9 protein-coding genes are annotated in these 8,986 nt (G+C 67.9%); 5 read left to right on the forward strand and 4 right to left on the reverse strand.

Annotated elements, in window-relative coordinates:
• The first annotated feature begins 7 nt into the window (after positions 1-7).
• Together ACFQ7F_RS20065 and ACFQ7F_RS20070 are read left to right on the forward strand one after the other, a co-directional pair.
• Complete coding sequence (locus tag ACFQ7F_RS20065; protein ID WP_383272141.1) at positions 8-1,261, forward strand: cation:proton antiporter; 1,254 nt, start codon at positions 8-10, stop codon at positions 1,259-1,261.
• 81 nt (positions 1,262-1,342) lie between these two features.
• The gene (locus tag ACFQ7F_RS20070; RefSeq protein WP_383272143.1) at positions 1,343-1,606 is read left to right on the forward strand and encodes a GlsB/YeaQ/YmgE family stress response membrane protein; all 264 of its coding nucleotides are present in this window, start codon (positions 1,343-1,345) and stop codon (positions 1,604-1,606) included.
• An 18-nt stretch (positions 1,607-1,624) separates the two neighbouring features.
• On the opposite strand, the gene ACFQ7F_RS20075 is transcribed toward ACFQ7F_RS20070, so the two are convergent.
• The 3 genes from ACFQ7F_RS20075 to ACFQ7F_RS20085 all read right to left on the reverse strand — a co-directional run bounded on the left by ACFQ7F_RS20075 (position 1,625) and on the right by ACFQ7F_RS20085 (position 5,611).
• Positions 1,625-2,446: a restriction endonuclease gene (locus tag ACFQ7F_RS20075; protein WP_383272145.1), complete on the reverse strand. Its 822-nt coding sequence runs from the start codon at positions 2,444-2,446 to the stop codon at positions 1,625-1,627.
• A 105-nt stretch (positions 2,447-2,551) separates the two neighbouring features.
• Positions 2,552-3,895 (reverse strand): hypothetical protein, encoded by a 1,344-nt coding sequence (locus ACFQ7F_RS20080; protein WP_383272147.1) that lies wholly within the window; start codon positions 3,893-3,895, stop codon positions 2,552-2,554.
• A 399-nt stretch (positions 3,896-4,294) separates the two neighbouring features.
• Positions 4,295-5,611, reverse strand: a complete 1,317-nt coding sequence (locus ACFQ7F_RS20085; RefSeq protein WP_383272149.1) for a phosphatase PAP2 family protein — start codon at positions 5,609-5,611, stop codon at positions 4,295-4,297.
• Positions 5,612-5,901: 290 nt separating this feature from the next.
• On the opposite strand from ACFQ7F_RS20085, the gene ACFQ7F_RS20090 reads away from it, so the two are divergent.
• Both ACFQ7F_RS20090 and ACFQ7F_RS20095 read left to right on the forward strand, forming a co-directional pair.
• Positions 5,902-6,858, forward strand: coding sequence for a Ku protein (locus ACFQ7F_RS20090; protein ID WP_383272151.1), 957 nt, complete (start codon positions 5,902-5,904; stop codon positions 6,856-6,858).
• Between the two features lie 179 nt (positions 6,859-7,037).
• The gene (locus ACFQ7F_RS20095; RefSeq protein WP_383272153.1) at positions 7,038-7,448 is read left to right on the forward strand and encodes a DUF3592 domain-containing protein; all 411 of its coding nucleotides are present in this window, start codon (positions 7,038-7,040) and stop codon (positions 7,446-7,448) included.
• A gap of 65 nt (positions 7,449-7,513) precedes the next feature.
• Here ACFQ7F_RS20095 and sigJ read toward each other — a convergent pair whose 3' ends face one another.
• Complete coding sequence (gene sigJ / locus ACFQ7F_RS20100; RefSeq protein ID WP_383272155.1) at positions 7,514-8,410, reverse strand: RNA polymerase sigma factor SigJ; 897 nt, start codon at positions 8,408-8,410, stop codon at positions 7,514-7,516.
• 133 nt (positions 8,411-8,543) lie between these two features.
• On the opposite strand from sigJ, the gene ACFQ7F_RS20105 reads away from it, so the two are divergent.
• Positions 8,544-8,909: a hypothetical protein gene (locus ACFQ7F_RS20105; RefSeq protein ID WP_383272157.1), complete on the forward strand. Its 366-nt coding sequence runs from the start codon at positions 8,544-8,546 to the stop codon at positions 8,907-8,909.
• Positions 8,910-8,986: the final 77 nt, after the last annotated feature.

Raw genomic sequence — 8,986 nt, forward strand, 5'->3', positions numbered from 1 at the left:
CCGGCAGATGGAAGTGACAGCCGCAGACGTCGGGTACGCCTGCGTGGGGATCGGCGCCCTGCTCGCCGCGGTCCTGCCCAGACTGGTGGCGCGGCAGCCGATGTCCATGCCGATGGTCTTTCTGGCCGTGGGGTTCCTCGTCTACCTGCTGCCGACCGGGCTGCCCGATCTGGACCCCTACGAGCACAGGGCGTGGCTGGAGCACCTCACCGAGGTGATCGTGATCGTGGCCCTGATGGGGGCCGGTCTTGCGATCAACAGACCGTTCGGCAGAAGGTCCTGGTCCACCGCCTGGCGCCTGCTTGGCATCACCATGCCGCTGACCGTCGCGGCCACCGCCCTCATCGCCTGGGGTCTTGTGGACTGGCCGCCGGCCGTCGCCCTGCTCCTGGGCGCCGTTCTCGCACCGACCGACCCCGTGCTCGCCGCGGAGGTACGTGTCGGTGAGCCGACGGATGCCGAGAACGACGAGGACGAGGTGCGCTTCGCCCTCACCACGGAAGCGGGCCTCAACGACGGCCTCGCCTTCCCGTTGGTCCTTGCGGCCCTCGCGATGTTCGCGGCGTCGCAAACGGGCTGGTCCGGCGAGTGGGTGGGCCACTGGCTGTGGAGCGACGTGGCGGTACGTGTCACGGTGGGCGTGGCGGTCGGCCTGCTGGTCGGCCGGCTTCTCGGCTGGATGTTCTTCCGGGCGGGCTGGGAAGCGCTCCGTCTTTCCGAGCACAGGGAGGGTTTCGTCGCTCTCGCGGCGACCTTCATCTCGTACGGCCTCACGGAAATGCTGCACGGTTACGGGTTCCTCGCCGTGTTCACGACGGCCTGCGCGATCCGGTCCGCCGAGCGCGCCCACGGGTACCAGGTGGTGATGCACACCTTCATGGAGCAGGTGGAGCGGCTGCTCACGGCCGGTGTGCTGTTCCTCATCGGGGGGTTCATCGCCTGCGGCGGTCTTTCCGCCCTCACCTTGGGCAGCGCGATGACAGCCGTCCTCGTCCTGCTCGTGATCCGTCCGCTGACAGGCTGGATCGCCCAGCTGCGAGGGAGGACCACTCCGGGGGAACGCGCGATGACCTCCTTCTTCGGCGTCCGGGGGATCGGGTCCGTCTTCTACCTGGCGTATGCGCTGGGGGAGGGGGAACTGCAGGCGTTCGAGGAGGAGTTGTGGGCAGTGGTGACGTTCATCGTCCTGTTGTCGGTGATACTGCACGGGGCCGCGGCATCGCCCGTGCTCAGGCGCCTGGACAGATCCGGCTACCGCTGACGGGCGGGCGGCGGTGACGGTGCCTATCCGCCGGGACCACGGGCACTCGGTTGGTGCAAGGACGCCAACAAAGGGGAAATCGTGGAGATTTCGGGTCTCATCAGTGCTGTGGTGATCGGAATTGTCATCGGGATACTGGGGCGACTCGTCGTTCCGGGGCGGCAGCACATCGGCATTCTCTGGACACTTGTCGTCGGCATCGCGGCGGCTTTGGTCGGCACGGCCGTCGCCGCGGGCCTGGGCGTGGCGGACACGGACGGCGTCGACTGGATCGAATGGCTCATCCAGATCGGCCTTGCGGCGCTGGGCGTCGCCGCGCTGAGCAGGGTGAAACTGCGCTCCTGATGAAGAGCTTCGCCCCGGTCAGGCATCGGCGCCCGCGCCCTCCCAGGGGCTGGGCCCGGTGCCGTGGAGCCAGGCATCCAGGCCCTCGCCGTTCACACACACGATGCCGCACTGCTGCGCGTACTCGAGGGCGGGAGCGGTGAAGTCGCTCGTCGTGACGAGCACCGCGATGTCGGCCTCGTGGACGGTGAAACAGGTCCCCCCGAAGCGCTGCAGGTCCTGAGATCCGACCTTGTTGGCGTCACCGTAACGCTTGCACTGGATGACGATGCGGAGTCCGTCGGACGTGATGGCTATGACGTCCGCACCCAAGTCGCATGCGCCTCCCACCACTTCAACCTCCTGGCAGTCGTCGCGAACGCACAGGTCGGCTATGGCGTGCTCGAAGCCGTCGGGATCGAGTTCGGCGTACTCCGGGCGCTCGGTGTACTCGGTGTACTCGGTGGGAGGGCCGAGGACGCCGGTCGCCTCCTCCGGTCCCGAGCCTGCCCGTCCCGAGCTTGCCGGTCCCGAACCGGGGTCCGCCGGTGCCGTCGTGGCGCCGAGGCTGTCGGAGGCTCTTTCGGCCGCTTCCTCCAGTGCCTCGGCAGCACGGCGCGCGTATCTCGCGGCGGAGACGCGGCGCCACTTGGACCGGCACAGGTGCGCGGCAGCGAGGCCCACCACGAGGAGAGAGCCGACCCACAGCGGGCGGCTCTCGACGACGCTCGCCGCAGTGCGGATCAGGAACACCAGAACGCACAGGATGATCGCGAGCAGAGCGAAGAACAGGGCAGTCGCGCGCAGATCGAAGCGCCGCTCACGGTCCATACGTTGAACCGGGCGCGAGGGTACGGTCATTGCACTCCCTTACGGAGGTCGAGAACGAAGATCACTTGCCTCCGTGTGTCCAAGATCAACGCGCTCAAGATCTCTCGTCGCGATGGCTACGAGATCAGGAGTACGTCAGCGCAGCAGCCGCAGGAAGACATCGGCCGCGCTGTTGGTGTCGTCGGGCACGAGATTTCCGGCGGGGGAGTCGAACACCACCGCGCCGCCTCCTTCACTGACGCCGGTGCGCGGCCCTGGTGCGGTGTCCTCGCCCACCGGCTCGCTCTCGCCGCTGATGAGGCGTACGTCCCCGGTCACCATGTCCCGCAGGAAGACGTCCGTGCTGCTGTCGCCGTCGTCCTCGGGGGCGAGGTTGGAGGCGGCGGAGGTGAACGCCGCGTAGCGCCCGTCCCGGCTCAGCGAGACGTCGTCGCTCTCCCCATTGGCCGGAGTGCCGTCAGCGGTGGCGCTGACCAGCCGCATACGCTTCGACTCGCGGTCGTAGAGGAAGACGTTCTGTGAGCTGGTCGGAGCCGGTCCCTCCGGGCTGAGCGCCCTGGAGGCCGAGGTGAACGCCACATAGCGGGCGTCACCGCTGAGGGCGGCGTCCCAGGACGGGGTCTTGCGGTTGTAGCTGTGCGGAATGCTGATGAGTTCCGTGGTGCCCTTCTCCCGGTCGCGCAGGAAGATGTCCGTCGCGGAGGAGTGGTCTTCCACCCCGGCCAGGTTGAAGGTGTTGGAGGTGAAGGCGAGGTACCGGCCGCCGGAGTCCCCGGCGAACGCGGGGGCGAACGCGTCGCCTTCGCCCTGCTTGCCCTCGTTGGTGAGCTGCGCCAGCTCCGTCGTCTTCTTCTTGCGGTCGTAGAGGAAGACGTCGTCCCGCTTGTTGGCGTCCCCCGCGACGAGATCCTCGGCGCCCGACGCGTAGGCGACGTAGCGGCCGTCGCCGCTGACCACGGGGTCGTACGTCAGGTGGCTGCGCAGCCCGTCGTAGGACGCGCCCGTGGGGCTGATCCGTGTGGTCCTTCCGGTGTCCCGATCGTGCAGGAAGACGTCGTCGAGGTCGTTGGGGTCGCCGCTCACGAGATCGTCGGCGGTGGAGGTGAAGACCACATAGCGCCCGTCGGGGCTGAGCGAGACCTTCCGTACGACACCGTGGCTCGCTCTGCCGTTGCTCTTGACGCTGACGCGCTCCGTCTTCCCGGTGCGCAGATCGCGGACGAAGGCGTCGGGCGTGCCGTTGGTGTCGTTCTCGACCAGGTTTCTGGACGCCGACACGAACGCGACGTAGTGGCCGTCGGCACTGATGGAGGGGTTCGTGGAGGCGGCGTTGCCCTGGACGCCTCCCGGGCCGACGCTCACCCGCTCGGTGCTCGGCACGGCGGTATCGGCGGACGCGCCCGCGGGGCTCAGGACGGTCACGGCGCAGAGGGCGGCGAGCGCGGCGCTTGCGGCCGTCACGCGCTGATGAACGGTCATCGGTTCCTCCTGTGTCGACAGCGGTCTGCGTGTGCCGTCCGGGCCCGCTCATGAAGGGGGAAGGGCGTGGCAGAGCGTGTCGGTCCCCGTGCGCAGTTCCCGCTGTGCGCAGTCCCCCGTGCGCGGTCCCCCGGGGGCTCGGCCCCGGCCGGTGCGAGCAGGCCGGCCGGGGAAGGCGGCAGGCTCGCACCGGACACCCCGGTCCTCAGCCTCTGCGGCGATCGGTCGTGACCAGGTGCACCGTAGGCGAGCGAACACCGGGAGACCCCGGGGGTCAATGTGCCGGGTGCCCTCCACGGTGCGGATGCGTCGGTTGCATCAGTGGGGCAGGTCGCTACGGCGGACTTTTGGGCCGTACTCGCGCACGACGGGCAACCATCGGCGCGGGTGCGACGTGCCTCAGACCATCTCGGGTTGTGGTTCCGGCTTCGGTGACGGTGCGGCCTTCGGCTCCCACAGCTTGGTCGTCCGCACGAAGCCGTGGATCACGGAAATCATCGCCAGGATGAGAAGTGGTCCGAACACCCACGGATAGGTGGCCATCTGCATCGGCAGATAGCGATACGACACCAGGAGCAGAGCGAAGACCGTTGTGCCATAGGCGACCAGTTGGATTCCTGCCCGGTCCCAGCCACGGGCGAGCGAGCGAAGTGCCGCGTCGATCGTGAACGCGAACACCACGCCGGCGATGAGGTCGACGCCGTAGTGATAGCCGAATCCCAGCGTCGCGGAGAGCGTGGCGATCAGCCAGAACACACCCGCGTACCGCAGAAGTCGTGGGCCCTTGCGGGAGTGGATGAAGATCGTGGTGGCCCACGCCGTGTGCAGGCTGGGCATGCAGTTGCGCGGGGTGATCTCGTCGAAAGGTATGGCGTGCGGGGTCGCGATCGGCGGTGGCGTGTGCGGCCACAGGTTGGCCAGGGCCCAGTGCTCGCCGCCGGTGCCGAAGGCCCCGGTGCCGTAGGTGAAGATCGGTCCGACCACCGGGAAGATCATGTAGATGGCGGGACCGACCAGGCCGATGACCAGAAAGGTGCGCACCAGATGATGGGCCGGGAAGCGGCGCTCGCTCGCCACGTTGCGCAGCTGGTAGAGCGCGACGATGACCGCGGCCACGGCGAGCTGGATGTAGACGTAGTCCAGGACGTGGGCGCCGACGGAGCCGGTGGACGAGACCACCCGGCCTGCCAGCCATGACGGGTTGCCCAGCGCGTGATCGGCGGTCGCCACGTACTGGTCGAGCACGGTCGGGCGGGTCTTCGACGTGATGAGCAGCCAGGTGTCACCGGTCTTGCGGCCGGCCACGAGCAGCAGGCTCAGTCCGACGCCCTTGAGCAGCAGGACACGTTCCTGGCCGGTGCGGCGCGTGACAGCGATGACCGCACAGCCCAAGATCACCCACAACGCGCCGTTGCCGAACATCATTTTGGCGTCGACAGCCCACCGCACCAGGAAGAAGACGATGTCGATCCCGGCCGCGACACCGAGCGCGATGAATCGCTGCCGCCAGGTGAGCGCCACCATCATCAACGCCATACCGGCGTACAGCAGTGGCCCCGATTTGGGCGCGAAGATCACTTCTTGCGCCTGATTGGTGATCGGCCCCGCCACGCCGTAGTGGCGCGCCGTGATCTCCAGTGCGACGAGGAACCCGAGGGCCACCACGCTCGCCGCGGTCCACAGCATCGCCCGTGGTTGACGCCACGCGACGAACATTGTTCTGAAGTTTTTCCGCGAAAACATTCGAGATGCTATAGATATCAATGGTTTAGCCGATTTGTTAGGTGTCAGTTAAATAGCTCACTCTTCGTGCTAGATGGCATGTTTTCCGGTGAAGCACGGCGATCACGGCACTCGTTGTGAGTTCGATCATGTTAGCGGAGCGTTGCGGGTAGGTTTTGCGGGTTACGCATATGCAGCGCGCCCCTTACCGGCCGGCTCCGAGATGGTGAAGTGATCGCTCAGACCCCACACTGGTGTTCTCGGGGCTGTCACGGAGGTAGCTCATGCCCCGCCCCGTCTGGTCCGGTGCGATCTCGTTCGGCCTGGTCACGATCCCGATCAAGGTGCTGTCCGCCACCGAGAACCACTCGATCTCGTTTCACCAGTACCACCTCGAGGACATGAGCCGGGTCCGCACGCGGAAGGTCTGCGAGATCGACGGAAAGCAGCTGACGAGCGCCGAAATCGGCAAGGGCTACGAGGTCAGCAAGGACACGATCGTCGCGGTCACCGACGCCGAACTCGACGAGATGCCGCTCCCGACCGCGAAGGCCATCGAGATCGCGGCGTTCGTGCCTTACGAGAGCGTGGACCCGGTCCGCATGGGGGAGGGGTACTACCTCCAGGCCGACGGGCAGGTCGCCGCCAAGCCGTACACGCTCCTGCGCAAAGCTCTCGAGCGGAACAGCAAGGCCGCCGTCGCCAAGTTCGCGTGGCACGGAAGAGAGCGCCTCGGACTGCTCCGTGTGCAGGGCGGTGTGATCCTGCTGCACGCCATGAAGTGGGACGACGAAGTCCGGGATCCGCAGCAGTTGGCGCCCAAGGCGGTCGACGTGAGCGACGAGGAGATCGACAGGGCCGTGCTCCTGATCGACTCCATGACCGCCGACGGCATCGACGGTCAGGACTGGGCCACCGACCGCTACACCGAAGCCCTCGAACAGCTCATCAGGGCAAAGGCCGGCGGAAAGAAGCCGCCCGCGCAGGACGAGGAGGAGACACCGGCCGGTGGGCAGGTCCTGGACCTGATGGCGGCGCTCCAGGAGTCCGTGTCCAAGGCGCAGGCCGCCCGCGGCGAGAGCGGGGGCAGCGGCGAGGACGCGACCGTCCACGAGATGCCGAAGAAGAGGGCCGCCAAGAAGACGACAGGCAAGAAGACCGCCTCCAAGAAGTCCACGGCGAAGAAGACGACAGCCGGGAGAAAGACGGCGAAGACAACACCGAAGAAGCGCGGGGCCTAGCCAGAGTTCGGGCCCCGGTGCAGATGCTGTGAAACTCGTGGACCCCAAGGGGCTGGAGCACGGCGCTCGGAGCGCCTGGGATAGCGTCCCTCTGACTTTGGGCAAGTGAGAGGGAAGTAGTGCGGGTTCGGGTGCGTGGGTGGGGTGCCGGTCGGTGGGTCACGTTCGGGATGATCACGATGGGTACGTTGTTGATGATTGGCGGGTTGATCGCGGCGGGGGTGTCGGTCTCGTACTTGACGGATGCCGAGCGTGCCCCGGGGACGGTGGTGTCGCTGGAGTGGCGGAACGACACCCACAGCGGATCCCGTAAGCAGAGAGCGAACGACGGGCCCACGGCGTACCCGGTCGTCGAGTTCACCTCGGCGGACGGCACGCCGAGGACGTTCCGGAGCTCGGCGGGCTCCAATCCGCCGTCGTACGAAAGAGGGGAGCAGGTCGAGGTGCTGTACCTCGCCGATTCGCCCGATGACGCGCGGATCAACGGGTTCACCTCGCTGTGGCTGCTGCCGGTGATCCTGGGTGGGATCGGCCTGGTGATGGCGGGAATCGGGACGACCATTGCGATCACGACGCGCAGGCGCTCCTAGCCAGGTGGCGAACGCGGGTGACTCCACATCCGCGAACGCCCTCCGCATGACTCACCGTTCAGGACCTAGTGCCTCTCCCACGGCCGCAGCTTCTCCGGATTGCGGACCGCCCAGATCCGGGTGACGCGGCCGTCGGCGACCTCGAACGCGGCTACGGTCATGACGGCACCCGCACGCTGGGCGACCAGGCCCGGCATGCCGTTGACGGACCGCTCAAGGAGTTCGAGCCCCGGAGCCTTGTCGGCGATGGCGACCATGTACTGGGCGATGCGCGCACCGCCTTCGATCGGGCGCAGGGCGCTGCCGGCCATGCCACCGCCGTCGGCGGTCATGACGGCGTCCGGGTCGAGGAGGTCGACGAGGGCCGCGATGTCCTTGGACTCCCATGCCTCTTTGACATGCCGCACCGCGTCGGCCTGCCCGGCCGCCACCGCCGGGGTCCCCGCGACGCGCGCCCGCCGTCGTGCGGAGGCCGCGAGCTGCTTGCAGGCCGCAGGGGTCCGGCTGAGGATGCCGGCGATCTCGGCGAAGGGGTACCGGAAGACGTCGTGCAGGACGAACGACACCCGCTCGGCAGGTGTCATCGACTCCAGGACGACCAGGAAGGCCATGGTCACCGATTCGTCCAGGACCATCTGGTCGGCGAGGTCGGTGCCATGGCCGTGGTCCCACTCGGCGTGGTCGGGCAGCGGATCGGGCAACCACGCGCCGACATAGCGTTCACGCCGGGCCCGCGCCGAGCCGAGCACGTCCAGGCAGATGCGGCCGGTCACCGTCGTGAGCCAGGCGCCGGGGGACAGGATCTCCTCCTGCCGGCTCCGTGGCAGCGCGTACCAGCGTGCGTAGGCCTCCTGTACGGCGTCCTCGGACTCGGCCAGTGAACCGAGCAACCGGTAGGCGATATTGATCAGTTGGCGCCGCTCGCCGGCTACCTCATCCGTGCTCGTCCCAGCCGTCCCCATGCTCCCGACCGCCCCCTCGCCCCACCCCTCGGCCTTACCTTTCGCGGGCCCACGTCGTCAGCCCTGTGAGACCTTATCGATCTACTGCCCGCAGGCGGGAAAACCGCCCCCGGGCGGAAATGGGGACCGCGGCATGGCAACCCAGGCGACGACGGCACAGCGGCACTTCTCGTTTCTGCAGATGGCGATCACCCTGCAGACCCTGACCATCTTCCTTCAAGCGGTCTCCGCCGGACTGCTGTTGACCGCGTCCTACGGAGAGACGCTGCACAGTGTCGGAGCCCGCGTGATGTACGGGGCGTCGATGCTGTACGTGCTCGCGGCGGTCCTTGCCTGGAAGCCGGGCGGCGGCTCGCCTCGGCCCGTCTGGCACGCGTCCGGCTTCCTTGTCCTCGCCTCGGCCCAGGTCGTGCTCGGCATCGCGCACATACCGTCGCTCCATCTTCCCCTGGGCGTCCTGATGTTCGGTCTCAGCGTGCTGGCGCTGGCGCGACGCTGAGACCCGGTACAGGGGCAGCCGCGCCGCGCGCGGCCTCCCGGCAGGCTGACGGGCGAGGGGCCGGGAGGCTGTGGGCC

The organism is Streptomyces sp. NPDC056486 (genome assembly GCF_042795295.1).
GTDB lineage: Bacteria > Actinomycetota > Actinomycetes > Streptomycetales > Streptomycetaceae > Streptomyces.